Source organism: Shewanella loihica PV-4, assembly GCF_000016065.1.
In the GTDB taxonomy this organism is placed as follows: domain Bacteria; phylum Pseudomonadota; class Gammaproteobacteria; order Enterobacterales; family Shewanellaceae; genus Shewanella; species Shewanella loihica.
The window spans coordinates 4,210,306-4,236,938 of record NC_009092.1; the positions used below are offsets into that span (position 1 = coordinate 4,210,306).

The following is a 26,633-nucleotide window of genomic DNA, read 5'->3' on the forward strand; positions in this document are numbered from 1 at the left end:
ACGGACACGATGACACAGATAGCTATCACCCACCTAGGATTATGCACCCCATTGGGGGACGATCCCCAGACCGTCTTACGCCGCCTACTCGATGGCGATACTCAGGGCATGAGGTGGCGTGACGACCTGATCCCTGACAGCCAGGTATTGGTGGGAATGGTCACCACAGAGTTGCCGAGCATAGCACCCGAATTACAAAGATTCGACTGTCGTAACAATCAGTTACTCCAGCGCGCTGCCGAGCAGATCGCCCCGGCGGTCGAGGCGGCCAAGACCCAATACGGCGCAGATCGCATAGGTATAGTGCTAGGCACTAGCACCTCAGGGATCGCCAGGGGCGAGAAGGCACTGGCCTACCGCGCCGAGCATGGTGTATTGCCCGCCGATTACCTCTACTCCAAGCAGGAGCTAGGTAACAGCTGTGACTTTCTGCAGCACTATTTCGACCTCACGGGCCCCTGCTATACGGTATCGACCGCCTGCTCATCCAGCGCCAAGGTATTCGCCAGCGCCAAGCGCCTGCTCCAGGCCGGCGTCTGCGACATGGTGATCGTCGGCGGCGCCGACAGCCTGTGTAAGCTGACCCTGAACGGCTTCCACTCGCTGGAATCTGTCTCCAAGGCCCATTGCCAACCCTTTAGCCGTAACCGCGACGGCATCAATATCGGTGAAGGCGCAGCCCTGTTTACCCTAACCTTAGGCGAGGCCGAGCTGATGCTCGCGGGTGTGGGGGAGTCCAGCGACGCCCACCATATCTCTTCACCCCATCCAGAGGGCGATGGCGCCGTGGTCGCCATCGAGATGGCACTCAAGGATGCAGCCATCGCTCCGTCACAGGTGGGCTACATCAACCTGCACGGCACGGCGACCATAAAGAATGATGCCATGGAGAGTCGGGCCCTGCTAAAGGTGTTCGGCGAGCAACTACCACCAGTGAGTTCTACTAAGCCGCTCACCGGTCATGCCTTGGGCGCCGCCGGTGCATTGGAGGCGGCCTTCTGTCTGCTGATCCTATCAGGTCCAAATAAAGATCACGGGCTGCCACCCCAGGTGGGAGACGGCCTGTGGGATGATGACAATCCGACGCTGCCCTTCGTATCACAGGGGCACAGCACTCGGCCTGAGAATGCCAGGCTCGAATATGTCATGAGCAACTCCTTTGCCTTTGGCGGCAGCAATGCCAGCGTCATCTTCTGCCGGGGAGCCAAGCAATAATGTCAACGCAAGATTTACAGCCAGATTCACATGCTATGTCTAAGCCACAAGCTATGTCTGAGCCACAAGCCATATCTGAGTCACAAGCTATGTCACAGCAAAACACAGCGCTTACCGAGATACCGCTTGAACAGGTGCTGCCCCACCGCGCACCTATGATCTTGATCGACAAGCTGCTCGAGCAGGCGCCAGACACCCTGCTTACCGAGGTGAGCATAAGCTCAAACAGCGCCTACTTCGATGCTGCCAGCCAGTCAGTGCCTAACTATGTGGGCATAGAGTATATGGCCCAGAGCATCGCCGCCCTCGCAGGCCTGGAGGCCAGCGCCCGAGGCGAGCCTATTCGTGTCGGCTTCCTGCTCGGCACGCGCAAATTAACATTCGCAATCCCCGCCTACCGACTCGGCGAGCGTTATCAGACACGAGTCAGCCGCCTCTATCAGGAAGATAACGGTCTGGCGGTGTTTGATTGTAAAATATTCCACAACAATCAACTTGTGGCAGAGGCTAATGTCAATGTATTCCAGCCTCAAGACACCCAGGCCTATATCCTAGAGAGCCAGGCGGGTACAGAAGAAGAGAAAGCAAGATGAATAAACGTGTATTGATCACAGGTGCCAGTCGCGGCATCGGCAAGGCCATCGCCCTTAAGCTGGCCGAGACAGGCTATGATATCGCCCTGCATTTCCACAGCAATCAGGCGGCGGCCGATGCAACCCAGACAGAGCTCGAGGCATTGGGGGCCAAGGTGAGCCGCCTCCAGTTCGACGTGGCCGACCGCGCCGGCGTCAAGGCGGCCATAGAGGCCGATATCTACCAGCACGGCGCCTACTATGGCGTGGTGCTCAACGCTGGGATCACCCGGGACACCGCCTTTCCAGCCATGAGTGACGAAGAGTGGGATGGGGTGATCCACACCAACCTGGATGGCTTCTACAACGTAATCCACCCCTGCACCATGCCGATGATCCAGTCTCGCCAGGGTGGTCGCATCATCACCATGGCGTCTGTCTCAGGCATCGCGGGTAACCGTGGCCAGGTCAACTACAGCGCCTCCAAGGCTGGCATCATAGGCGCCACCAAGGCACTGAGCCTGGAGCTGGCCAAGCGTAAGATCACTGTCAACTGCATCGCCCCCGGGCTGATAGAGACTGACATGGTGGAGTCGTTCCCCCAGGAGATGGTCAAGGAGCTGGTACCTATGCGCCGCATGGGCAAGGCCTCGGAGATCGCCGGCCTGGCCAACTTCCTCATGTCTGATGACGCGGCCTACATCACCCGCCAGGTGATCTCGGTAAATGGTGGCATGATCTGATGAATAACAAGACTCGACGCGTAGTGATCACCGGTGCCGGAGGCGTCACCGCCCTGGGCCACGACTGGCCCAGCATCGCCCAGCGCCTACAGACAATGCAAAACTGTGTGCAGCGCATTGACGAGTGGGACAGGTTCGACGGACTCAACACACGTCTGGCCGCGCCGGTAACAGACTTTGAGAAACCGGCGCACTATTCGCGCAAGAAGATCCGCTCCATGGGGCGCGTCTCTGTCATGGCGGCCTGGGCCAGCGAGAAGGCGCTGATGGATGCCGGCCTACTGGACGATCCCATAGTGACCTCAGGTGCCATGGGCATCGCCTACGGCTCCTCCACCGGCAGTACGGATCCCATCATCGCCTTCGGCGACATGCTCAAAGAGGGCGACATGTCTGGGGTCACGGCCACCAGCTATATCCGCATGATGGCCCATACCACTGCGGTCAATGTCGGTGTCTTCTTCGGCCTCAAGGGCCGGGTGCACACCACCAGCAGCGCCTGTACCTCGGGCAGCCAGGGTATTGGCTACGCCTATGAGGCGATCAAATATGGTCAGCAGGATCTCATGTTGGCCGGCGGCGCCGAGGAGCTCTGCCCCACCGAGGCCGTGGTATTCGATACCCTGTTTGCTACCAGCACCAAGAATGATACGCCAAGCGAGACACCAAGCCCCTTCGATCGTGACAGAGACGGCCTGGTGATCGGCGAAGGCGCCTGCACCCTGGTACTGGAAGAGCTGGAACACGCCAAGGCCCGCGGCGCTAAGATCTACGCCGAGTTAGTGGGTTTCGGCACCAACTCTGATGGCCTGCATGTGACTCAGCCTAACGCCGAGACCATGGAGGTGGCGATTCGCCTGGCCCTGAAAGATGCCGACCTGGACGCCGACAAGATAGGCTATGTCAATGCCCATGGCACAGCCACGGATCGCGGCGATATCGCCGAAACACAGGCCACCCAGGCGGTATTTGGCGAGCGCATGCCCATCTCCTCCCTCAAGAGCTACACGGGCCATACCTTAGGCGCGTGCGGCGCACTGGAGGCCTGGCTCAGTGTCGAGATGATGAATGCCGGCTGGTTTGCCCCCACCCTCAACCTCAAGCATATCGATCCCGCCTGTGGTCAACTGGACTACATCAAGGATGAGGTTCGCAAACTCACTACCGACTATGTGATGAGCAACAACTTCGCTTTCGGCGGTATCAACACCTCGCTGATCTTCAAGCGCTGGCAAGACTAACATCGAAACAACCACCACGGATGATCGCGATCGAGTCATAAGACTCATCGCGGTCGTCGGCGGCTGGCACAGGCTTTGCTGAGGCTTAGGGTCCCTAATTACAAGATGGAGCTTAAGATGCAATTTGTGCTCGGAGTCGTCAGCCACGCCAGCGTCGTCAAGATGCTAGAACAACACCTGGAAGATATGTATGCCACCTCGCCGCCAGAGAGTGTGCACGCGTTAGATTTAAGCGAATTAAAACAAGACGATATTAGATTTTGGACCCTATGGGAGGCCGACCGACTCTGCGGCTGCGGCGCCATCAAGCGCCTCTCGCCAGAGCATGGCGAACTCAAGTCGATGCGGGTCGCCAACTACTATCGCCAACGTGGCATAGGCGAGCGGATCTTGCACCATCTTCAGGCAGATGCCGCCCAAAATGGGATGACGCGCCTCAGCCTGGAAACCGGCAGCATGGGCTTCTTCCTCCCGGCCAGACGCCTGTACCAGAAATTTGGTTTCGTCGAGTGCGCCCCCTTCGGCCGTTACCAGGATGATCCCAACAGCGTCTTCATGACCAAGCGGCTCTGACATAACGCTGGTTTGCACATAGCAGTCCCTTGGCTTGCCCTTATCTGGCAATTGGCTTGCGCTTAACTTGCACTCGGCCATCAATTAGAATAATCTTATTGAAGTAAATCTTATAGACTCGATTCTAATTGTAGGGGCAAACCATGTTTCAATCTCTCTTAGCCAAGCTATCTGGCAGCCATCCCGCCGAGCAATGCTGGCAACTGATCGAACAAGGCGTACAGGTTATCGATGTACGCTCTCCCCAGGAATATGCCGGCGGCCACCTGCCAAATGCACTCAATGTCCCCCTGGATCAACTGGCCCAGTGGCTAACCCAGCACAGCGATAAGCAGACCCCCTTCGTACTCTACTGCGGCGCGGGGATCCGTGCCCAGAAGGGTTGCGACATCTTAAGGGCCAACGGCTTTAGCTGTGCCATCAACGGTGGCGCCCTCAAAGATCTGCTCTGCTATCAGCCACAAAGCGTCGCCAATGGCTAACAGCCAATTAGGGCAGGAAGCCGAGCAGGCTGCGCCTCAGGCCAAACACTCGGCTCCAGAAACGCCCAGGCCCAGATACCAGTTCAGCGCCAATCGCACCCACGGGCGCCACAGGGTGCGCTATGTGGAAACCAGCCAGCAGAGTGACGAGTGCACCCTGTGTGAACTAGCGCAATAGTCGTTCGCTAAATAAAAAAAGGCGCTCAAACTGAGCGCCCTAACCTAGAGATGGGTTAAATGTGGTTGACGATGAAAACCATGGGCTATTAGCGCCCGAAAACTTAAGCTACCAGCTGCTCTATGCTCTGCTTGGCTTGGCTGATCCCCTGCTCATTCGCTTCTGGACCCATGTTGAGGGCTTCGCCGTAAACAGTTTCCACCTCGTCGATACCAATAAAGCCAAGCACTGTCTTGAGGTAAGGCACCACGTGGTCGCTCGCACCATTCTTGTGTACGCCGCCGCGAGTGGTTACCAAGACCGCACGCTTACCTTCTACCAAGCCTTTAGGGCCTGTCTCTGTGTAGGTGAAGGTTACGCCGGCACGGGCCACCAGATCGATCCAGTTTTTCAGCTGGGTCGGAATGCTGAAGTTATACATAGGGGCGGCGATCACCAGGGTGTCGTGTGCCTTCAACTCGGCCACCAACTCGTCTGACAGCGCCAACACCTCTTGTTGACGCGGGCTCAGCTCGTCACCACCACGTAGCCCCATGGCGATCTCGCCATCGAGTACAGGCAGTGGCTGCGCCGCCAGATCCCTGACTGTTACCTCGGCGCCCTGACCCTGCCAGTGTTGCTGCAGGTGGTCGATCAGCTTAGCCGATTGTGAATAGTCCCCTAAGATGCTTGATTTCAATACCAGTACTTTTGCCATAATCTGCTCCAATTCAAATCTCTGTTACAACCAATTGAGGCCAGTTTATCCACCATTTAACCGAAAGATAAGCGCATTAAATGCGAAAATAAGTTCGATTTAATTGAAAGGTTTAGCAATCGGAGAAATTCGAATGAATGACAGAGATACGGCCAAGCCTCTCAGCCACTGGGGTTGGCGCACACCTAAGGCCGATGGGAGATAAAACTCGAGCCTGAGCGGCTGTGATCTCGGCTAACGGACGACGAGACAAATTAGGAACCCCTAACCATTTTCTGGTATTCTATGCCGTTATTAAACATGACTCCTATGCATAAAGAATAATGTCCAAACAAGACTCTCTTTGGTTTAAATCCTTACGTTGGATCCAGAAGAAACTCGTGCACACCATAGTAGTGCCTCAGGATCCCTTTGCCGATCTCAACCTGGATTCAGACAGACCCCTGGTCTATGTGATGAAGACAGAATCGATCAGTGACATCGCCGCACTGAGCGAGGTAACCGACCGACTCGGCCTGCCCAGCCCCTATCAGCCGCTGGATGTCGAGGGTGAACAGGCACCGCGAGTCGTCTGTGTCGAAGGAGCCAAGCCGCTATTAGGCGAACGCGAAGGCAACGAGTTTTACCTCGAAAGCTTCTCGCGCCTGCTGAGTGCCCACAAGAAACATCCTGAGCTGGATATTCAGCTGGTACCCGTCAGCCTCTACTGGGGTCGCACCCCAGGCAAGGAAGATGACAGCATGAAGGCCGCGGTGCTGGAGCGTGAGAGCCCCACCTGGCTACGTAAGTGCCTGATGATCATCTTCCTCGGCCGCCACAACTTTGTGCAATTTTCCAATGCCATGTCACTGCGCTACATGGCCGACGAGCACGGCACCGACAAGCGCATCGCCCAGAAGCTGGCGCGCGTGGCCAGGGTGCACTTCAGCCGTCAACGTAAGGTGATGACAGGCCCAGTACTGCCTAACCGCCAGAACCTGTTCCACGCGCTGCTGAAATCTGAGTCGATGAAGAAGGCGATTCTGGAAGAGGCTCAGAGCAAGAAGATCTCCGAGGCCAAGGCCCGCGAGACCGCCATGGAATACTTAGACGAGATCGCCGCCGACTACTCAGACAGCCTGGTGCGTATCGCCGAGCGTTTCCTCACTTGGCTGTGGAACAAGCTCTACAAGGGGATCAACATCAAGGGCGCCGAGCAGATCCGTCAGCTGCACCACGACGGCCACGAGATCGTCTACGTGCCTTGTCATCGTAGCCACATGGACTACCTGCTGCTCTCATATATCCTCTATTACCAAGGCATGGTACCGCCCCATATCGCCGCCGGTATTAACCTCAACTTCTGGCCCGCCGGCCCCATGTTCCGCCGCGGTGGCGCCTTCTTTATTCGTCGCAGTTTCCGCGGCAATAAGCTTTATACCGCGGTATTCCGTGAGTACCTGGATCAGCTGTTTGCCAAGGGCTATTCGGTGGAGTACTTCACCGAAGGTGGTCGCTCACGTACCGGTCGCCTGCTGGCGCCTAAGACGGGCATGATCGCCATGACGCTGAACAGCGTGCTGCGCGGTGTCGAGCGTCCCGTCACCCTGGTCCCTGTCTATCTGGGCTACGACCATGTGATGGAGGTAGCGACCTATCACAAAGAGCTGAGCGGTAAGAAGAAGCAGAAAGAATCTGTGTGGCAGGTGTTTGGTGCCATACGTAAGCTGGGCAACTTCGGCCAGGGCTATGTTAACTTCGGTGAGCCTATTACCCTGCATAGCTACCTCAACGAGCAGGTGCCCGAGTGGCGCGAAGAGCTGGCCCAGGATCCCGAGCAGAAGCCGAGCTGGCTGACCCCAGTGGTCAACACCCTGGCTAACCGCGTCATGACCCGCATCAACGATGCCGCCGCCGTCAGCTCTATTACCCTGACCAGTTTGGTATTGCTGGCCTCTGAGCAGAATGCCCTGCAGCGCAGTCAGCTTGAGAAGCAGCTGGATCTCTACCTGTCGCTACTCAAGAGCGTACCTTACACGGGTTACACCTCAGTGGTCGAAGGCGACGGTGCCAAGCTGATCGCCCAGGGGCTGGAGCTGAAGAAGCTCAAGCTGGACAGCGACCCCCTGGGTGACATCATCTCCATCGATGAGAGCCTGGCGATTGCCATGACCTACTATCGCAATAACATCATCCACCTGTTGGTGATCCCATCCTTGATCGCCAGCTGCCTGACCCGCCAGGATGAATGTAGCCGCGACGAGATCATCGCCACGGTGAAAGATTTCTACCCGCTGCTGCAGGCCGAGCTGTTCATGGGGATCGATAACCTCGAGACCTATGTAAATCAGCTGCTGGATCAGCTACTGGCCGAAGGCTTAATCGACGAAGACAAGCATTTCAGCGTCAAGCCAGATGGCCTCAATCAGCTGTTACTGCTGGCCGGCACGATCAGCGAAACCATGCAGCGCTACGCCATCATCTTCAACCTGCTGGCGGCCTCGCCTAAGATTGAGCGCTCAGAGCTCGAGAGCGACAGCCACCAGCTGGCCCAGCGTCTGGGCGCGCTCCATGGCATCACTGCACCAGAGTTCTATGACAAGAAACTCTACGGCACCCTGAGCGTCAAGCTCAAGGAGCTGGGTTACCTGGCCGATGACAGCCACAGTGAAGATGTTCAGCGTATCCGCACCCGGGCCAACAGCCTGCTAAGGAGCTCGGTTAGACAGACCATAGTCGACAGCGTCGCTGCGGAGCATCAAGCCTAATGGCCAATCATATGAATGCGGCCAAGCACAAGGCCTCGGGTAAGTCGCTGCTGGGCGGCGCCATGATCATCGCAGGTACGGCCGTGGGCGCAGGGATGTTCTCCCTGCCTGTGGTCGGCGCCGGCATGTGGTTTAGCTACTCTGTACTCATGATGCTGGGCGTCTGGTTCTGCATGCTGGTCTCTGGCCTGCTGCTACTGGAGACCAACCTGCACTATGAGCCGGGTGCCAGCTTCGATACCCTCACCCGGGATACCCTGGGTAACTTCTGGCGTATCGTCAACGGCCTCTCTATCGCCTTCGTGCTCTATATTCTGGCCTATGCCTATATCAGTGGCGGCGGCTCTATCGTCAACCACAGCCTAAGTAGCTTAGGGGTAGAGCTGCCCCAGAGTTTCGCCGGCCTGGTGTTTGCGGTTGGCCTGGCGATTATCGTCTTTATCAGCACCAAGGCGGTGGATCGCATCACCACCATCATGCTGGGCGGGATGATCATCACCTTCTTCCTCGCCATAGGGAATCTGCTTATCGAGGTGGAACCCGCCAAGCTGTTCGTGCCCGATGGTGAGGCCAATTATCTGCCCTATATGCTGGCCGCCATCCCCTTCGGTCTGGTGAGTTTCGGCTATCACGGCAACGTCCCCAGCCTGGTAAAATACTATGGCAAGGACCCAGGCACTATCGTCAAGGCGATCACCTTAGGTACCCTCATCGCCTTCGTGATCTACCTGTGCTGGCTGGTCGCTACCATGGGGAACATCACTCGCAGCGGCTTCGTCGAGGTGATTGCCCAGGGCGGTAACATGGGCGTGCTGGTTGCGGCGCTCTCGGATGTGATGGCCAGCGACTGGCTGACCACAATGCTGACCCTGTTTGCCAACCTGGCGGTCGCCTCCTCCTTCCTCGGGGTGACCCTGGGGCTGTTCGACTATCTCGCCGACCTGTTTGGCTTCGATGAGTCGCGCACCGGACGCCTCAAGACGGCGGCAGTGACCTTCCTGCCACCAACTGTGTTAGGTCTGCTGTTCCCCAACGGCTTTTTGATCGCCATTGGCTTTGCCGCCCTGGCCGCCACCGTATGGGCTGCCATAGTGCCGGCCCTGATGGCCTATCGCGCCAGACAGATGTTCCCAGACAGCCAGAGTTTCAGGGTGCCAGGCGGCACTGTGGTGATCGCCATAGTGATCTTCTACGGCCTGTTGACCGCGGCCTGCCACCTGCTTGCCATGGCAGACCTGCTACCCATGTACGGCTAGCCTAAGGGGTTATCTCTTAAGCAGAAAAAGGCGCTCGATGGGCGCCTTTTTCTTTATTAAAGTCACAAATTACCTGTCCAGCAGCGGCTTCATGGTATCGGCCACCAGATGGATCACCGCCACCCAGGCCTCGCGCACCTCGCGGGTGTAAGCCTCTCCCAGGCCTGTCTTCAGGGTATAAAGCAGGGCGTTACCCACAGGGGTAAAGTGGGATTGCCTGACGCCATAGGCTTGGTGCCTTCGCGCCAGCTCATGCAGCTGAGGCACCAAGGCGTCGAGATCTGTCAGTCCCTCTACCGCCGCCTTCAACATGGCCATCAACTTACGTCCCTGAGACCGAATATCCTGCTTGAACAGTGGCCGCAGATTGGGGTCTATCTGAAACAGGGCATCGTAAAAAACTGCCGCCGCCTGCTCGCTGATCGGCTCGACCTGTTTAAATGAGGTTTGTACAAGATCTATCTGGGTGGACGTCAGGCTCATCGAAACTCCCTCTTCTGAATAACTCTCTCTTCGCAATAACTCTCCCCACAGCATAGACATAAATGGCAAAACAGGCTTAACTAAATTGATATCACGACAGATTTTTCATTAGGGAAGGTGCGAACAAGTCGTCGCACCTTCCTTAACAAAGGACTCAAAGATGAAGATTACTAGCTATCAACATGGCGACCCCTGTTGGATCGAACTGGCCAGTCACGAGGCCGCCTCGGGTAAACATTTCTACAGCGCGCTGTTTGACTGGCAGCTCAAGGATATGCCGATCCCCGATGGTGTCTACACCATGTTTGCCATCGAAGATGACGACATAGGGGCCATGTATCAGCTGCCGCAAAATATGATCGACGACAAGGTGCCGACCCACTGGAGCATCTACTTCGCCGTCGATGATCTCGAGGCCAGCCTGGAGGCTGTTATAGCTAACGGTGGCCAGGTGATCCTAGGCCCTCACAGCGTGGGCGATGCGGGCAAGATGGCCCAATGCCTGGATCCCGAAGGCGCCAGCTTCTCCCTCTGGCAGGCCGGCGCCCATATCGGCTCTATGCGCATGGGCGAGGCTAACACCCTCTGCTGGGCCGAACTCTGCTGTCGCGATACCGCCAAGGCCCAGGCCTTCTACACTAAAGTTATGGGCTGGCAGGTGCGTGAGTCGCAGATGGAAGACTTCACTTATTATGAATGGCTCCAGGGGGAGCGCGCCGTCGGTGGCATGATGGCCATGACCGAGGAGTGGGGCGATATGCCACCACACTGGATGCCCTACATCATGGTAGATAACTGCGATGCCACGGTCGCCAAGGCTACAGAGATAGGCGGTCAGGTGTGTGTGCCGCCGACGGATATCCCCGAGGTGGGACGCTTCTCTGTGATCAACGACCCTCAAGGCGGCACACTGTCAGTCATAAGACTCAACATGACCTAAATCTCTAGTAGTAAAGCGCTAATCTTGAGTCGGGATAGGGATCAAGCATTGTTTTAACCCTTTGTTTTGGTTAGGTTCGTAACATTGCGAATTTATTTTGGCAATGTTGTTAACTACTAATCAGGGATGTAAACCATGCTTAAAAAATGGATGCCTATCATGGCGACGACTCTCGTTATAGGCCTTAGCGGTTGTGCGTCAACCCAAGAGTCTGATACAGAAACCACTGCCGACAACGGCAGCACCAAGGCTAGCCAGCAGTGTAAGAAAGTACGCTCAACCGGCTCCAACATCGGCCGTTGTCAGAAATAACGGTTACCAGATAGAAAAAAAGCACTGCGATTGCAGTGCTTTTTTTTGTACCTAAACTAATCAATATCCGAATCAAGCCTCGGCAGAGTGCTTGAGGCGACGTCCATAGATCAGCAAATAGAGGGCCGGCAGCACAAACAGCGACAGCAGCGGCGCTGTGATCATGCCGCCCACCATAGGCGCGGCAATTTTTTGCATCACATCATTACCCGAGCCTGCACCCCACATGATGGGCAAGAGGCCGAAGAAGATGGTCGCTACCGTCATCGCCTTGGGACGAATACGCATCACGGCGCCTTCTATCAGGGCCTCCTTGAGATCCGCCACATACTCGTAGCCGCCGGTGTCTTTACGGTGCTTGATGGCATTATTGAGATAGACCAGCATCACCACCCCAAACTCCGCCGCCACCCCGGCCAGCGCGATCATCCCCACCGCCACCGCCACCGACATGTTGAAGTCCAGCGCGAACAGCAACCAGGTGCTGCCCACCAAGGCGAAAGGCAGACTCAACATGATGATAGAGGCCTGAAGCGGCGAGCCGAAGGTCATCATCAGCAGGATGAAGATCACCCCAAGTGCCATAGGGATCACCTTCTTCAGCTTGGCATCGACCCGCTGCATATACTCATACTGGCCGGCGAAACTGTAGCTATATCTCGGTGGCACCTTGAGCTGCTGATCCAGCGCCGACTTAGCCTCATCGATATACTCACCGATCGAGGTGTTTTGAATATCCACAAACACCCAGGAGATCAGGCGGCCGTTCTCACTCTTGAGCATAGGCGCGCCGTCGGTGATCTCGATATCGGCCAGGTTGCGCAGCGGCAGATAGTGACCTGACTTAGTGATCACCGGCAGCTCCCTGAGCTTCTCGATATTGTCCCTCAGCGCCCGCGGATAACGCAGGTTGATCGGGTAACGCTCGGCCCCCTGAATCGACTCGCCGATATCCATGCCGCCGATGGCGTAACGCACCACATCCTGAATGTCGGTCAGCGTCATGCCGTAGCGTGAGGCCACATCCAGCTTAGGCGTTATATCCACGTAACGGCCACCGCCCACCCGCTCGGCGTAGGCCGACTTGGTGTTGGGTAGCTGGCTGAGGATCGCCTCGATATCGGCCCCCACTTTCTGCAGCTCGTTGACGTCGGCGCCGGTGATCTTGATCCCCACAGGGGTCTTGATACCGGTAGAGAGCATGTCGATACGCGTCTTGATCGGCTGCACCCAGGCGTTCGTCAAGCCAGGCACCTTGACCGTCTTCTGTAGCTGATCGATCACCCCTTGGAGATCCACACCTTCACGCCACTCCTCTCTGGGCTTGAGCATGATGGTAGTCTCCAGCATGGTGAGCGGCGCGGGGTCGGTCGCCGTCTCGGCGCGTCCCACCTTACCGAAGACCCGCTTCACCTCGGGCACCGTCTTGATCAGCCTGTCTGTCTGTTGCAGCACCTCGGCTGCCTTACTGGCGCTAATGCCAGGCAGGGCCGTCGGCATGTAGAGCAGATCCCCCTCCTCCAGCTCGGGCATGAACTCGCTGCCCATCTTGGTCACAGGATACCAGGCGCTGCCCAGGGCGATCACCGCCAGCATCAGGGTGATCTTGGGGAAGCGCAGCACCATATTGAGCGCCGGCTTATAGAGGGCAATCAACACCCGGCTGATGGGATTGCTGGTCTCCTTGGGGATCTTGCCGCGAATAAAGTAGCCCATCAGGATAGGCACTAAGGTGATCGACAGAATCGCCGCCGCGGCCATGGCAAAGGTCTTGGTGTAGGCCAGCGGGCTAAACAAACGTCCCTCCTGAGCCTCCAAGGCAAACACGGGTACGAAGCTCAGGGTGATGATCAACAGCGAGAAGAACAGCGCCGGGCCCACCTCGATGGAGGCCTTGGCGACGATATGCCAGTGCTCCTTGTTGTCCGGATCCCTGCGGTACTCATCCTTAAAGTGCTCCAGATGCTTGTGCATGTTCTCGATCATCACGATGGCACCATCCACCACGGCGCCGATGGCGATGGCGATACCGCCCAAGCTCATGATGTTGGCGTTCACCCCCATCTTATTCATCACGATGAAGGCGATCAGAATCGACAGCGGAAGGGTGATCACCGCAACCAGGGTCGAGCGGGCATGCAGCAGGAACAGCAGACACACCAGGCCCACCACCAGCATCTCTTCGATCACCTTGTGGAACAGGTTGTCCACCGACTTGTTGATCAGCTCAGATCTGTCATAGGTGGGGATGATCTCCACCCCTTGTGGCAGACCCGCCTTGAGCTGCTCCAGCTTAGCCTTGACCGCGTCTATGGTGGCCAGGGCGTTTTCACCATAGCGCATCACGATAATGCCGCCGACCACCTCGCCTTCACCATCGAGCTCGGCAATACCGCGCCGTGAGGCAGGCCCCTTGCGCACGGTCGCCACATCTTTGAGTAGCAGCGCGGTGCCAGAAGGACTGGTGACCCCCAGAGGGATCTCCCTGAAGTCATCCAGCGTCTGACGATAGCCCTTGGCGCGCACCATATATTCGGCCTCGGCCATCTCGATCACTGAGCCGCCCGCCTCGGTATTGGACTTGTTGATGGCGTTCTTCACCGCAGCGATATCCAGCTTATAGATAGCCAGCTTGTCGGGCTCGATCACTATCTGATAGGTCTGCTCCATGCCGCCGACGGTCGCCACCTCGGATACCCCGGCCACGCTCTGTAGCTCTAGCTTGAGATACCAGTCCTGCAGGCTCTTGAGCTGTGAGAGATCCAGGTTACCCGAGCGATCCACCAAGGCATATTCATAGATCCAGCCGACACCCGATGCGTCTGGCCCCAGCGATGGCTGAAGCCCTTGGGGCAAGCGGCTGCTAACCTGGCTCAGGTATTCCAGCACCCGTGACCGCGCCCAGTAGATATCTGTGCCATCTTCGAAGATCACATAGACATAGGAGTCACCGAAGAAGGAGTAACCCCGCACTGTCTTGGCACCGGGTACCGCCAACATGGCGGTCGACAGAGGGTAGGTCACCTGCTCTTCCACCAGCTTAGGCGCCTGACCTGGATAAGGCGTCTTGATGATCACCTGCACGTCCGACAGATCCGGCAGCGCATCCAAAGGCGTCTTTCTCAGCTCCTGCACGCCCCAGACGGTGATCATCAGTGCGATGATCAACACCATCAATCGCTGGGCGATGGAGGCCTCGATAATTTTCTTTAACATAGCGCCCCCTAGTGCTGATGACCGCTGCTAAGACGCATCAGGCTGCCCTTCAGGCTCGCCTCTGAATCGAGTAGGAACTGACCCGAGGTCACCACCTGTTCGCCTTCCTCGATGCCGCTTAAGATCTCCGCCTTGCCCTGAGACATCATGCCGACGGTGACCTTGCGGGCCAGGAAGCTGCCGTCACCCTGCTTGACGATGACACGGTTCTCTTTACCCGTCTGGATCAGGGCTTCCTGCGGGATCACCAGCACATCCTCATTCGGGCCGCCGTAGATCTCTATCTTGGCCAGGGTATTGGGGCGCAGTGCCACCTCATTGTTGGCCAGCACGATACGCACCCTCAGGCTACGGGTCACGGGATCCAGCTCGGGATAGATGTAATCGATCTTACCCTCGATCCCCTTAAGGTCCATGGCGGGCACTGAAACTTCTGTGGGTTGGCCTATCGCCAGCCAGCTCTGTTCATTCTCGAACACGTCGGCGATCACCCACACCTTAGAGAGATCCACCACAGACATCACCTCTGTGGCGGGTTGAATATACATGCCGTCACGCACCGACAGCGCCTTAACGATACCATCGGCCTTGGCATAGAAAGGCACCCGGTACTGGGTCTGCTTGCTCTTGGCCAGCTGTTTGATCTGGGCCTGATTCATCCCCAGCAGCTCGAGGCGCAGTCCCGCCTTGCGCACCAGATCCTGGTAGTTGCGGCTATCCTTAGAGCTCTGCAGGCTGCTCAGCGCCAGCAGGTAATCGTCCTGGGCGTTGATCAGATCCGGCGAGTAGATCTCATACAAGAGCTGCCCCTTGGAGATCTTGTCACCCACTGAGGTGATGGCCAGCTTCTCTATCCAGCCGTTGACCCTGGCGTGCACATGGTTGATCTGACTCTCGTCATAACCTATCTGGCCTACGGTCTGGACAAACTTCCATAGGGTATCTTTCTCCGCCTTGGCGACCTTAAGTGCCAGGGCTTGCTGCATGCTGCCGGAGACATCTATCTCTATCTGTTGGGTATCTGCCGACATCTCCACCTTTTCCAGGTTCATGCCGCAGATAGGACAGGTACCGGGCACATCGCTGACAATATGGGCGTGCATGGGGCAGACATATTTGATCGACGGCTCGCCGTTGAGCGGCGCGGGCTTGGCCTGGGCCAGGGGATCGTGTTGGCTGTGATCCATCTCGGGCTCAACCTTAGTACTGGTCGACTCCTCTTCCTCTTCGGCCACCAGGAACATGTTGCACTTAGGGCAACGGCTGCCGGGCTCATGGCTGGTCACCTCAGGGTGCATGGGGCAGACGTAGGTCACCTCATGGCCTGCCGTTAAACTTGTCTCGCTTGCATCGGTTTCCTGCTCGACCAGGAACATGTTGCACTTGGGGCAACGACTGCCCGGCTCATGGCTGGTCTCCTCAGGGTGCATTGGGCAGGCATAGGTCTTCTCCCCGGCCTGATGCACATGGGCTTCATGGCCCTGGCTTGCCTTGGCCTCAAGCGCCTGGGTATGACCCAACTGCGGGGTCGCCACCATAAATAGACTCAAAAGATAAGCGAGCTTTTGGCCTCTGTTTTTCGAATTTACCTGACTCATAATGCCTCATCTCCACTCATGTACTAGTGATGCTTGTGGCCGCTTTCGGCGCTCGCCACAGGCTCGAGGAACATGCCACACTTAGGACATGAATCCCCTTTCCCCCCCTTCACTTCGGGATGCATGGGGCAGTGATAGCCTTGCTTGGCCATCTGATGCTGATGTTTAGGACAGTTGTCGCACGACTTGCCTGCCTTAGCCGACTTGGCCTGCTCCAGGTTCATGCCACACTTAGGGCAGGTATCGCCCTTGGCACCTTTTACCTCAGGGTGCATAGGACACTCATAACCGCCTGCCTTATCGGCCTTGGCATGCTGATGGTGAGGACACTTGTCGCAGTCCTTGCCATGGTGTTTGGCCATGGCGTGGTGCGCCGCTGGCTCAAGGTTCATGCCGCACTTAGGACAGGTATCGCCCTTGGCGCCTTTCACTTCGGGATGCATGGGGCAGTCATAACCTTGTTCGGCCGCCGCAGCGTGATGCTGCTCGGCGAAGGCCATTGGGGCCGTACTCACAAAGATAAACGCAGTTAAAATCAGACTGATCAGGGTTTTCATCTATGGACTCCATCAAAGGATGACCGCATAACACGCGCAACGCTTACGCGACTTAAGCCTAAAACAGTTAAATTAAGCTAATTAATATGCGGCTAATATAATTCATTTTTCGTTAAACATCAGTGAAGTAAATATTGAGGCGTACCCGGCAGATGGAAAGACTCCAAGGCAGAGGGATTTATTACGCCAATACACCTAGCAAAACGCTTTATAAAACAAAAGGGTTATCGATTTAAGCTCGGGCAGCCGTAGCCGGGCGCCACAAGGGATCAGGCGATCGGCGGCCGGAAGGCTGAGCCTAAAGAGATAGAGTGGAAATGAGGCATTTGAGTGGCCAGGATAGACTCGGAACCGGCTACGCCAGGCCAGGGCGTAACGGTAAACAGCGTGCCTGTCACAGAGATCACCACGCAGTGGTTACAATCTCCCTTGCAAAATCCTTTGCCTTCACAGCAATGCTGAGCAGCGGGAAGCACATTTTGCTCATCATCGCAGCAGTGAGATTGCATCATAGCGTCGTCATCATGACAGTCGTCGCCATTATTCATCTGCATCATGGGCTGCTCATCCGCCTGCGCATAAGAGACCATTGCCATGCCATTAGCCATCAACACCTGGCCCAGCAGAGCGAGCAGTGTAAAGATGACTAATGTGTGGTGTCTAAGCGTACGACGCATGGTGTAACCCTATAATGAGATGATCCAAGTCTATCACGATATAAAGATTGGGCCTTGATAAAACTCACATTTCCAGCAAGTCAAGGCCCTTCGCCTCAGGCATTCTTATTGTGCTAACCAGATCTTTTCCATCAGTTGTTGATGATTCATCAGGGTTAATTCCTGCTGCTGGCCAGTTTGTGACACCAGGCGAGCCTTAGGCGCACTGATAAAGGCCCGGGCGTCCTGCTGAGTCACTATCTCGGGAAGCACCAGACGGTAGGCATCGTCGCCTTTGACATCTAAGGCAAGATAGAGGGGCTCTGAGGTCACCCAGGCGCCTGAATCATCGGCGTTATCGGCAAAGATATCGCGATATACCAGCTCGACCAGTTGTTTACCCGCATCCAGGCTGAGCACGATCTGCTCATGACCCACTTGCACTTCGCTGCCTTGTACCTGAAGTTCATCGGGTAGGGTGAGGCTGGCGGCGCTGGCGATGTTAACTAAAGTCAGTGCAGCAAAGGCGGCAAATAGGCTGCTAAAGAAATGACGTGTTTTCATAATCGACTCCCATCAGGCATAGACCTGACAAATTGGCTAATTCTTTGGCCACGCCTAGTTAAGTTAATGGCGCGGCAGATTCATGTTCGTGTGCGTAACGCAGGGTGAAGACGAACCATTAACCAATGGGAGGGGGTGATAGGGGAGTGAGATCGGCGGTCTGCAGCGACCAACCAGAGATGACGATAGGACCAGACAGGGGTTGTATGGTCAAAGATGGTACGGCGGCGCTCAGGTTACCTAAGGTCGAGGCGCAGTGGGTCATGCAATCACCTGGGCCCATGGCGGCGCACAAGGCTTCGCAGTCCACCAGCGAGTTATCGCCCGACATCTTGCAGGGCTCACCCTGGTGGGACATCTGCATCCCAGTCTCATGCTTAGCTGAGGCTTGGGTTACGGCTTGGGTTGACGGCGCCATCTCAGGGTTCATGTTCCGAGCTAAGCGCATGTCGCCCTGGTCGAGGGCCATCTCCATATGACCACCATGCATCAGTGACATGAGCGCGCTGGGCATAGCCATGGCTGGTGTCAGAATAAACTGACCCAGAAGGGCGATGATCAGTACAAACTTGCCAAAGATACTTGTCATATAGGGCGCAAAGATGTCGTTAATTGAACCGGGATTACCATGATAGACAGACATCTCTCAAAAAGGTTCAGCGCCAATTAAATTATTTTCCGGCTTCGCGAACAATCGTCATATTAGCGATAGATAATTACCCTCGAAAATCCAACAAAATCATTACGAAATAGTAAAAATGGCGACAAACTTGTCATGCCATGGTCTTTGCTATAACTTTAGTAAATGCGCATATATTATGAGCAATTTCATAAAATCTTGCTTAGGTAAGATAGAGTTAGAGCTAGCTCTCATTTTACGGTTTTAAAGCCAGATCAAGCGGCGTCTTCTGGTTATACTCTCAGCTACAGAGATGCATTAAATATAATAGATATAATAAACATATTATTTTGGAGATAGAGTGATGAACTGGCGTGCACTATTCAAACCTAGCGCGAAATACTCAATATTTGCCCTACTCGTGGTGGGTATTGTAGTCGGTGTTGTGGGCTACTTTGCGACACAACAAACTTTACATGCAACCAGTACAGATGCCTTCTGTATGTCTTGCCACAGCAATCACTCTCTGAAAGATGAAGTGATGGCATCGGCTCACGGCGGCGGACGTGCAGGCATAACTGTACAGTGTCAAGACTGTCACTTGCCACACGGCCCAGTTGACTACCTGATCAAGAAGATCATCGTATCTAAAGATCTATACGGCTTCCTTACTATCGACGGCTTCAACACTCAAGAGTGGTTGGATGAAAACCGTAAAGAGCAAGCTGACCTGGCGCTGAAATACTTCCGCGCGAACGACAGCGCTAACTGTCAGCACTGTCACACTCGTATCTACGAGAACCAGCCTGAAACCATGAAGAAGATGGCGAAGAGAATGCACGCCAACAACTTCAAGAAAGAAGCTGACAAGCGTAAGACCTGTGTAGACTGTCACAAAGGCGTTGCACACGTTTATCCTAAGGGATAATACGCAAGCCTAATCGCTAGTTAGTAAAAAGCCTCACACTGTGAGGCTTTTTTGTATATGACAGTCAGCGTATTTATCCCCGAAGGACTAACCCGCAAACCTCAGACGGCCTGAGAGCGGATTTATTTACCTCTGATGGCCGGGAGCTAATCTGCCTTCGGCAGGCTCACATAGGTGCCCAGGAACTGGGCGCAGCACTGCTCGCCGCAATATAACGCCACCTCCAGCTTCACCTTGGCACGCTTCCCCTGCCCCAGCACACTTAAGTCTGTTTCCGGCCAGCTTACCCGCGCCTGGGGCGACTCACCCACGGGGGCCAGATAACGAATGTCCGCCTGCCCGAGGACGATATCGCCCTCGACACCGGCTAAGCGCTGCTGCAGCCACATCATGCCCCAGCCGGTGAGCGTCATCAGGGTATAGATGCTGCCGGCAAACATGGTGTGATGCAGGTTGATGTTGGGCGTTAGCGGCGCGCTCACACTCAGCGTCTGCGCCTGATAGGCTTCGGGCGCTATCTGCATGAAGGCACTGACGGGGATCGTCTGATGCCAGGTGCGCTGCAGCTCCCCGAGTAACGCCTGTATCTGCTCTGGCTCTTCTGCCTTAGACATCATTATCACACCTGCAGATTAAAGGTGACCGGGCCGTCGTTAACTAGGCTGACCTGCATGTCGGCGGCAAACTCACCCGTCTGCACAGGCACGCCCTGGGCGGCGCAGTAATCTACAAACGCCTGATAGAGCTGCTTCGCCTGCTCCGGGGTACCGGCGCCGGAAAAACTCGGGCGCAGGCCACGGCCGGTATCGGCGGCCAGGGTAAACTGAGATACCACCAAGAGGCTGCCGCCCACCTGCTTAAGGTTAAGGTTCATCTTGCCGTCTTCATCGCTAAATATGCGATAGCTCATCACCTTAGTGGCGAGCTTCTCCATCTTGGCCTGGTCGTCTTCACGCTCCACGCCTAGCAATACCAGCAGCCCCTTGTCGATGGCGCCTATGGTTTGGCCATCCACATCCACCTTGGCCTGTTTGACTCTCTGTATTAAGGCTATCACTGGCCTCTCGACTCCTCTGCTTTACTCATTTAATTCATCGGCATCACGGGAATGGGTTTAATCAGCTGCTCGGTGGTGTTAGGCAGCGCCTGACCCACACGCAGCAGGGCATCGTCGATCCAGATTAGGAAACGACGCAGCTCCTCCAGCTCCAGAGTATCGACGAAGGTCGCCGCGCCCTGTACCTGAATCACCTTGCCCTCCTCCCTCAGGGTGAACTTGGCGAAGTTGAGCTTATGGTTGAGGGTGCCGATGAGCACCATCAGCTCCTGAGTGCCCACCAGCTTAGGGCTCACCGCGTAGAAACGGCTGGCCAGGATGCGATCTATCCCCTCTGGGTTCAGGCTCGGCTGCAACACAAACTGATGATCCCCCAACTGCACGCCCACCTTGTTAGGCCCCACCTTCTTGGCCAGATAGTTCTTGTTGATCAGCGACACCAGTAGGGCATCGGCGGCCAGCTCATCGCTCATGCCGCTAAAATAGACCCGCTCGGGCGCAGGCTGAGGCGTGCGCTCGGTGGCTAACACTTGGGTCGCTAACACTTGGTTGCACACCAGTAGCGTCAACGCTGCGATAAATCTCTTCTTCATGATCCTGCTTCCTCTTAGCTATTAGCTTGGCTTACACGACTGACTGCTAGCTCGTTATTTAATGCTTACTGCGTATTACTTACTGCCTATTGTTTACGGCTTTTTGCTCATTACTGCTCGCCACGCTGCACGCAGCGACATCAATAGATTAGGAACGGCCGGCGGCCAGATAACGCCCCATCTGGGTCACCGCCTCGGCGACCGCCCGGCACATCTTGTTGTCGGCGAGGGTATGATAGCCCCCCTTAACTAGACGTGACCTTAATAGCCTGGGGCCGTGGTTGTCGAGAAACTCATCCACCAGCCTTTGGGGGCAGACCCAGTCCAGCTCTCCCTGCAATATGATGGTCGGGCAGGTGAGATCCCCACCCACCCGCTTCATCAGCTGATAACCACCGAAATAATCGTTGCGGGCATAATGCAGCTCCACTCTCGCCAAGGCTCCGCCTTGCTCGGCCAGGGCCTCACTCAGCTCGAAACCGGGCACCGCCAGTGCCAGCTCCCAACTGAGCCAGCGCATCACGCAGTTGCGGCGCACCTCGGCGTCCCTATGATTAAAGCCATCGGTGAAATGACTAAACAGGCTATCGAGGGTACCACCATGGCCGGCGGCAAACTGGCGATACTGGCTGGAGAAGATCTGCGCGGCGCCGCCACGACCATAGAGCCACTCCATCCCCTCGGCAGAGGGAATAAACATGCCCCAATAGATCTGCGACAACACCCGCTCGGGATAGATGCAGCTATAGAGATAGCCCAGGGTCGCGCCGAAGGAGCCCCCCAGCAGACACCAGGCATCTATGCCCGCCCAGTGACGCACCCGCTCGATATCCTTCACCAGGCTGGGAAAGTCGTTGTTGGCCACCTCGCCGCAAGGCTTAGAGCGACCCGCCGCGCGCTGATCCAGCAGATAGATATGAAAGCCACGGTCGATAAACAGCCTCAACTCCTGGGGGTTACAACCCGCCCCGGGCCCGCCATGAAGATAGAGCACAGGGATCCCCTGGGGATCACCATATTGTGCCAGAAACAGCTGGTGCCCCTCGCCGACATCGATCCAATCCTGACGGATCAGCGGATGCGACTTAGCGGGACTCACCTTTTGTGCTCATCTAAGTGGATCTCCGACTCATCGTCCGCCAGCTCCTTATTCACCAAGTCCATCAGACGCTTATCGAGGTACTCAGGCATGGCGGCGGTGATCTCGGCGCCGATCAGTACGATAATCCAGGAGAGATAGACCCACATAAACAGGATAGGGATAGTCGCCAGCGCGCCATAGATAGCTTCATAGGCGGGAAACTCGGTGAGATAAAGGGCAAAGCCCTTCTTACCCAGCTCAAACAACAGAGCCGCCACGATGGCGCCCAGCAGGGCGTGGAAAAACTTCACCTTGGTATTGGGCACCACCATGTAGATCAGCAGGAAGGTGGCCACAGAGAAGAACATGGGCAGACGCTCAACTAAGAGGGGCACCACACCGCTAAGATCTGTGCCGCTAAACAACTTGAGCGACACCACATAAGAGGTGGCCACCAGGCTGGCACCCATCAACACAGGGCCCAGGGTCAGCACCATCCAATACATGGAGAAGGAGACCACCATGGGGCGCTTCTCCGTGGTGCGCCAGATGCCGTTGAGTGACTTGTCGATATTGGAGATCAGCAGAATAGCCACTACCACCAGGGCGCCGATACCCACGGCCGTACCCTTGGAGGCGTTGGCCACAAACTCGTTGATATACATCTGCACGCTGTCGCCGGCAGAGGGGATAAAATTCTCGTAGATGAAGGTCTCGATATGGCTGCGGATCCCCTTAAACACGGGGAAGGCCGACAGCATAGACATGGTCACTGCCACCATAGGTACCAGAGAGAGCAAGGTAACGTAAGCCAGGTGACCCGCCCGCATATTTATCTGGTCTTCCGTGATACGCTGTTTTAGATGTATCATGAATTGCCAGATACCCAGCATGATCGAACGAAGCAGGCTCACATCTATTTTATTTATCACGTTATTCTCTTGATTCAAGTAGGGTTAACTGCGTATCTTGGTACATTAAGATTACAAGTTTAAAGACACTAGATACAAGTGTAAGGAATAAATTGATGTCCCAACAAGGTTCGGCCGGCAACGTGATTGCCGCCATCGCAAGCTTCTTTTTCCCTGGCCTGGGCCAATTAGTACAAGGACGCATCCTGGCGGCACTCCTCTTCTGTGTCGTCACCATAGTCGGCTACGCCCTGTGGTGGTTGATCGTCCCCGCTATCATAGGCGGTATCGCTCACCTGTGGAGCATTATAGACGCCGCTAAATTCAAGGCCGACTAACCGTCTAACAAGGAAATTGTCAGGATGAGAAAACTATTAACTGCCGCAACCCTGGGCGCCGTCGTCATGCTCAGCGGCTGTCAGAGCGCCTACTATGGTGCCATGGAGAAGGTGGGCTACCATAAGCGCGACATCATGGTGGATAGGGTCAACGCCGCCAAGGAATCCCAGGAGGAGGCCCAGGCGCAATTTAGCTCGGCATTGGAAGAGATGCAGGCCCTGCTCAACCACGATGGTGGCGATCTACAGAGCGCCTACGAGAAGGCCAGAGATGAATATGAGTCCTCACAGGAGGCCGCCGACGAGGTGAGCAGCCGTATCGACAAGGTAGAAGATGTGGCCGAGGCACTGTTTGACGAATGGCAGGCGGAGATTGGCGAGATCAGCAAGGCCAGCCTGCGCCGCAACAGCGAGACCAAGCTACGCGAGACCCGTCGCTCCTACGAGCAGCTGGTGCGTACCATGCGCCGCGCCGAGAGCAAGATGCCGCCCATCCTGACCGCCATGAAAGACAACATGCTCTACCTCAAGCATAATCTCAACGCCCAGGCCATAGGCGCCATCAAGGGCGAGTTTGCCAGCCTGCAGACTGATATCTCCAGCCTGATCAAAGAGATGAACAAATCGATTGCCGAGTCCAACCGCTTCATCGAGTCGATGGAAGGCAACAAGTAACGCCCTAAAGCCCTAACCCTGGTTAGGGCTTTTCTTTTACCGCATCGCGTCAGTTACACCGCTTTTTGTTTAGTCTTACCCCAGGCTCGCAACGACCATCCCCGAAACGTGTCACCTATTCCAGCCAGTCCTCTCTCTCAAAAGAAGCTGCCAAGAGAAGCAACCGCCAAAGCTTATAGTTTAGGTTAAAGGTTCTTTAATCCCTCCTTTTCGGCGCCGACATACAATGAGCTCATCGAAACAACAGGCCGTGATTAAGGCGGTCAGTCAGCCTACAGTCAGCTAGATGAGGACAAACCAATGTCAGCCAAAGTATTCAAGATGTTAACCACCGCAGGTATCGGCATCGCCATGATGACGGGTTGCAGCAGCCTGCCCCACGAGATCGCCTCCGAGCAACTGAGCGACCAGCTCAACAAGCAGTATCATAGCCTGACCGTGTTGGCGGCTCAGACGGATCCCGCCTCACGCAAGATAGTAGAGAGGCAACTAGCCGACGACTTGGCTCAGCACCAGGTCAGCGCGACCCCAAGCTTCGAAAGCCTGCCGGATGCCGCCAAGATCACCGATGAGGCAGCGCTACAGGCCTACGCCGACGGCCAGGCCAACGAAGCGCTGCTGATCCTCAGCGTCACCGACGCGGGCTACGACTACGGCTACGACGACTATCTGGAGACCCGCGGCTGGGTCTACATGCTCGGCGGCGAGCCGGGAGCCGGCACTCAGATTGGCTCACTCGTCGATTGGGCAGGTTCTGGCCAGCAGCAGCTGCATGTACAGGTCTACGACAAGCAGGCCAAGCAGATCATCTGGCAGGCCGATATCGACGCCAATGACAGCGGCTCAGAGGTGCAGAACATTCAGGCACTGACCCGCTTCGTCGTCGACCAGATGCAGGCCCGCGCCATCATCCAATAACCTCTCCCTTTGGCTGGCACACGAGTGTCAGCCTTTTTTATCACCGCTTGTCCATGCCCACTTTTTTATCCCCGCTTTTTTAACGCCATTAGGACCAAGATCACCTAAATTCACATCCAAACCGGCTTTTTAGCGAGCCAGCGCACAGAAGCGATAGCGCACCAGAACTCCGCCCAAATCCCCGACTCTCAGCTATATCCGCCTCATAACTGGTTATTGGCAATGAGTTTTATTGAATCCCTGACCCTGACACTGGCCCTGATCTACAGCTGCAGCCTGCTCTACTGGAGCGGCAAACGCTGGGGCGCCGTGGTGAGCGCTGCCTCCCTGCTGGGCGCGGCACTGGTCACCCTCTACTGGCCACTGTTTGTCGCCTTGCTGCTCGCCGCCGGCGTGCTGGCCCTCGCCCACAGATACCAGGGCGATTTCGTCAAAGGCGAGGTGCGCGCCAACACCCTCAGGGAGGGAATACAACACCTGCTGGCACTCTCCATGTTGCTGGTCGGCATTCAATATGCGGCCAACGCCGTCATGCTCAAGCTGGGCATCACGCCCTACCTGATGCGGCCCGACGTGGGCGACGCCTTCCTGCCCATCGCCGGCGCCATAGAGCTTAAGGCGATCCTCACCCTAGGAATCTGGGATCAGAACCATCCGGCCGCCGCGGTGATGCTCACCGTGGTGATCCTCACGGGTTTGCTGTGTAAGCGCGCCTTCTGCGGCTGGGCCTGCCCCCTGGGACTCGCCGGCGAATACCTGTATAAACTGAGAAAGCGCTTCATCAAGCGTGAACTGCTGCCACCCGCCTGGCTCGACTGGCCGCTGCGCATGCTCAAATACCTGCTACTGGCCGGTCTGCTCTATATCGTGCTCGGCATGCCTTCGGCCAGTATTCCCCACTATCTCGAGGGCAACTACCATAAGATAGCCGACCTTAAGATGGCGCTCTTCTTCGTCACCCCGGGGCTCATCACCCTGGCATGCTTCGCCGTCATACTGCTGCTGGCCGCCTGGCGCCGCCAGGGCTTCTGCCGTTATATCTGCCCCTATGGCGCTCTGCTTGGCCTCACCAGCTTCTTGAGTCCGTTTAAGATCCGCCGTAGCACCCAGCACTGCCTCATCGAGACCAAGGGGATGAACTGCGACAAGTGTACCCGCGCCTGCCCCGCCAACATCAAGGTGCATCAACAAGGCACGGTACGCTCGGACGAATGCCAGGCCTGCATGCGCTGCGTCTCCGCCTGCCCTAAGCAGGAGGCGCTGCACTTCAGCACCCGCAACGGCATCAAGCTCTCCGCCCGTGGCCTCACCATCATGCTGTTACTGCTGCTGTTTATGATCCCGCTGATCGCCTATGTCGGGGGATTCTGGGTCAGCCAAACGCCGACCGAAATTAGGATGTATTTGATACAACATTTGGGGGCCATTGGGCATTAGGTCCTTGGAATAAAGGTGGGGTATTTTTGACTTAGCGTCTGGCATG

The 26,633-nt window shown here is 56.2% G+C and carries 29 protein-coding genes; 16 read left to right on the forward strand and 13 right to left on the reverse strand.

The window, feature by feature from the left end:
* Positions 1-9 precede the first annotated feature (9 nt).
* From SHEW_RS18255 to SHEW_RS18285, 7 genes are all read left to right on the forward strand, one after another.
* Positions 10-1,215: a beta-ketoacyl-[acyl-carrier-protein] synthase family protein gene (locus tag SHEW_RS18255; protein WP_011867318.1), complete on the forward strand. Its 1,206-nt coding sequence runs from the start codon at positions 10-12 to the stop codon at positions 1,213-1,215.
* Between the two features lie 53 nt (positions 1,216-1,268).
* Positions 1,269-1,808: a hotdog family protein gene (locus SHEW_RS18260; protein WP_041406768.1), complete on the forward strand. Its 540-nt coding sequence runs from the start codon at positions 1,269-1,271 to the stop codon at positions 1,806-1,808.
* A complete protein-coding gene (locus tag SHEW_RS18265; RefSeq protein WP_011867320.1) occupies positions 1,805-2,530 on the forward strand; it encodes a 3-ketoacyl-ACP reductase FabG2 in 726 nt (241 codons plus the stop codon). The genes SHEW_RS18260 and SHEW_RS18265 overlap by 4 nt, the downstream gene beginning before the upstream one ends.
* Entirely contained in the window at positions 2,530-3,771 is a 1,242-nt protein-coding gene (locus SHEW_RS18270) for a beta-ketoacyl-ACP synthase (protein WP_011867321.1), read from the forward strand. Before SHEW_RS18265 ends, SHEW_RS18270 begins: the two co-directional genes overlap by 1 nt.
* Positions 3,772-3,888: 117 nt before the next feature.
* Positions 3,889-4,344, forward strand: a complete 456-nt coding sequence (locus SHEW_RS18275; protein ID WP_011867322.1) for a GNAT family N-acetyltransferase — start codon at positions 3,889-3,891, stop codon at positions 4,342-4,344.
* Positions 4,345-4,487: 143 nt separating this feature from the next.
* Entirely contained in the window at positions 4,488-4,826 is a 339-nt protein-coding gene (locus tag SHEW_RS18280) for a rhodanese-like domain-containing protein (protein WP_011867323.1), read from the forward strand.
* A complete protein-coding gene (locus SHEW_RS18285; protein ID WP_041406770.1) occupies positions 4,819-5,004 on the forward strand; it encodes a hypothetical protein in 186 nt (61 codons plus the stop codon). The genes SHEW_RS18280 and SHEW_RS18285 overlap by 8 nt, the downstream gene beginning before the upstream one ends.
* A gap of 103 nt (positions 5,005-5,107) precedes the next feature.
* Here SHEW_RS18285 and SHEW_RS18290 read toward each other — a convergent pair whose 3' ends face one another.
* Positions 5,108-5,701 carry an FMN-dependent NADH-azoreductase gene (locus tag SHEW_RS18290; RefSeq protein WP_011867324.1) on the reverse strand — a complete coding sequence of 198 codons (594 nt, stop codon included), beginning with the start codon at positions 5,699-5,701 and terminating at the stop codon, positions 5,108-5,110.
* A 323-nt stretch (positions 5,702-6,024) separates the two neighbouring features.
* Between SHEW_RS18290 and plsB the strand changes: the two genes are divergently transcribed.
* Positions 6,025-8,448, forward strand: a complete 2,424-nt coding sequence (plsB, locus tag SHEW_RS18295) for a glycerol-3-phosphate 1-O-acyltransferase PlsB (RefSeq protein WP_011867325.1) — start codon at positions 6,025-6,027, stop codon at positions 8,446-8,448.
* The gene (mtr, locus tag SHEW_RS18300; RefSeq protein ID WP_011867326.1) at positions 8,448-9,704 is read left to right on the forward strand and encodes a tryptophan permease; all 1,257 of its coding nucleotides are present in this window, start codon (positions 8,448-8,450) and stop codon (positions 9,702-9,704) included. The genes plsB and mtr overlap by 1 nt, the downstream gene beginning before the upstream one ends.
* Positions 9,705-9,773: 69 nt before the next feature.
* Here mtr and SHEW_RS18305 read toward each other — a convergent pair whose 3' ends face one another.
* Entirely contained in the window at positions 9,774-10,187 is a 414-nt protein-coding gene (locus tag SHEW_RS18305; RefSeq protein ID WP_011867327.1) for a globin family protein, read from the reverse strand.
* Positions 10,188-10,347: 160 nt separating this feature from the next.
* Here SHEW_RS18305 and SHEW_RS18310 point away from each other — a divergent pair, with 160 nt between their 5' ends.
* Together SHEW_RS18310 and SHEW_RS20870 are read left to right on the forward strand one after the other, a co-directional pair.
* On the forward strand, positions 10,348-11,127 hold the full coding sequence (locus SHEW_RS18310; protein WP_011867328.1) for a VOC family protein: 780 nt from the start codon (positions 10,348-10,350) through the stop codon (positions 11,125-11,127).
* A 159-nt stretch (positions 11,128-11,286) separates the two neighbouring features.
* On the forward strand, positions 11,287-11,439 hold the full coding sequence (locus tag SHEW_RS20870; protein WP_186300602.1) for a hypothetical protein: 153 nt from the start codon (positions 11,287-11,289) through the stop codon (positions 11,437-11,439).
* 72 nt (positions 11,440-11,511) lie between these two features.
* Here SHEW_RS20870 and SHEW_RS18315 read toward each other — a convergent pair whose 3' ends face one another.
* The 6 genes from SHEW_RS18315 to SHEW_RS18340 form a co-directional block, all read right to left on the reverse strand.
* Positions 11,512-14,655 (reverse strand): efflux RND transporter permease subunit, encoded by a 3,144-nt coding sequence (locus tag SHEW_RS18315; protein WP_011867329.1) that lies wholly within the window; start codon positions 14,653-14,655, stop codon positions 11,512-11,514.
* An 8-nt stretch (positions 14,656-14,663) separates the two neighbouring features.
* Positions 14,664-16,253, reverse strand: a complete 1,590-nt coding sequence (locus SHEW_RS18320; RefSeq protein ID WP_011867330.1) for an efflux RND transporter periplasmic adaptor subunit — start codon at positions 16,251-16,253, stop codon at positions 14,664-14,666.
* 23 nt (positions 16,254-16,276) lie between these two features.
* Positions 16,277-16,810, reverse strand: a complete 534-nt coding sequence (locus SHEW_RS18325) for a heavy metal-binding domain-containing protein (RefSeq protein WP_011867331.1) — start codon at positions 16,808-16,810, stop codon at positions 16,277-16,279.
* A 269-nt stretch (positions 16,811-17,079) separates the two neighbouring features.
* Positions 17,080-17,487 (reverse strand): hypothetical protein, encoded by a 408-nt coding sequence (locus SHEW_RS18330; protein ID WP_011867332.1) that lies wholly within the window; start codon positions 17,485-17,487, stop codon positions 17,080-17,082.
* A 105-nt stretch (positions 17,488-17,592) separates the two neighbouring features.
* The gene (locus tag SHEW_RS18335; RefSeq protein ID WP_011867333.1) at positions 17,593-18,030 is read right to left on the reverse strand and encodes a DUF2057 family protein; all 438 of its coding nucleotides are present in this window, start codon (positions 18,028-18,030) and stop codon (positions 17,593-17,595) included.
* Between the two features lie 118 nt (positions 18,031-18,148).
* Positions 18,149-18,619, reverse strand: a complete 471-nt coding sequence (locus tag SHEW_RS18340) for a hypothetical protein (protein WP_150099989.1) — start codon at positions 18,617-18,619, stop codon at positions 18,149-18,151.
* 394 nt (positions 18,620-19,013) lie between these two features.
* Between SHEW_RS18340 and SHEW_RS18345 the strand changes: the two genes are divergently transcribed.
* A complete protein-coding gene (locus SHEW_RS18345) occupies positions 19,014-19,577 on the forward strand; it encodes a NapC/NirT family cytochrome c (protein ID WP_011867335.1) in 564 nt (187 codons plus the stop codon).
* A gap of 146 nt (positions 19,578-19,723) precedes the next feature.
* Here SHEW_RS18345 and SHEW_RS18350 read toward each other — a convergent pair whose 3' ends face one another.
* The 5 genes from SHEW_RS18350 to SHEW_RS18370 form a co-directional block, all read right to left on the reverse strand.
* Positions 19,724-20,194 carry a thioesterase domain-containing protein gene (locus tag SHEW_RS18350; RefSeq protein ID WP_011867336.1) on the reverse strand — a complete coding sequence of 157 codons (471 nt, stop codon included), beginning with the start codon at positions 20,192-20,194 and terminating at the stop codon, positions 19,724-19,726.
* A gap of 2 nt (positions 20,195-20,196) precedes the next feature.
* Positions 20,197-20,634, reverse strand: coding sequence for a D-aminoacyl-tRNA deacylase (gene dtd / locus SHEW_RS18355; RefSeq protein ID WP_011867337.1), 438 nt, complete (start codon positions 20,632-20,634; stop codon positions 20,197-20,199).
* A 29-nt stretch (positions 20,635-20,663) separates the two neighbouring features.
* Entirely contained in the window at positions 20,664-21,227 is a 564-nt protein-coding gene (locus SHEW_RS18360; protein ID WP_011867338.1) for a hypothetical protein, read from the reverse strand.
* 148 nt (positions 21,228-21,375) lie between these two features.
* Positions 21,376-22,326 carry an alpha/beta fold hydrolase gene (locus SHEW_RS18365; protein ID WP_011867339.1) on the reverse strand — a complete coding sequence of 317 codons (951 nt, stop codon included), beginning with the start codon at positions 22,324-22,326 and terminating at the stop codon, positions 21,376-21,378.
* Positions 22,323-23,201 (reverse strand): virulence factor BrkB family protein, encoded by an 879-nt coding sequence (locus SHEW_RS18370; protein ID WP_083764388.1) that lies wholly within the window; start codon positions 23,199-23,201, stop codon positions 22,323-22,325. The genes SHEW_RS18365 and SHEW_RS18370 overlap by 4 nt, the downstream gene beginning before the upstream one ends.
* 134 nt (positions 23,202-23,335) lie before the next feature.
* On the opposite strand from SHEW_RS18370, the gene SHEW_RS18375 reads away from it, so the two are divergent.
* From SHEW_RS18375 to SHEW_RS18390, 4 genes are all read left to right on the forward strand, one after another.
* Positions 23,336-23,557 carry a hypothetical protein gene (locus SHEW_RS18375; RefSeq protein ID WP_011867341.1) on the forward strand — a complete coding sequence of 74 codons (222 nt, stop codon included), beginning with the start codon at positions 23,336-23,338 and terminating at the stop codon, positions 23,555-23,557.
* A gap of 24 nt (positions 23,558-23,581) precedes the next feature.
* Positions 23,582-24,232 carry a DUF2959 domain-containing protein gene (locus SHEW_RS18380; RefSeq protein ID WP_011867342.1) on the forward strand — a complete coding sequence of 217 codons (651 nt, stop codon included), beginning with the start codon at positions 23,582-23,584 and terminating at the stop codon, positions 24,230-24,232.
* Positions 24,233-24,532: 300 nt separating this feature from the next.
* On the forward strand, positions 24,533-25,150 hold the full coding sequence (locus tag SHEW_RS18385) for a hypothetical protein (protein ID WP_011867343.1): 618 nt from the start codon (positions 24,533-24,535) through the stop codon (positions 25,148-25,150).
* Positions 25,151-25,372: 222 nt separating this feature from the next.
* On the forward strand, positions 25,373-26,587 hold the full coding sequence (locus SHEW_RS18390) for a 4Fe-4S binding protein (protein WP_011867344.1): 1,215 nt from the start codon (positions 25,373-25,375) through the stop codon (positions 26,585-26,587).
* Positions 26,588-26,633: the final 46 nt, after the last annotated feature.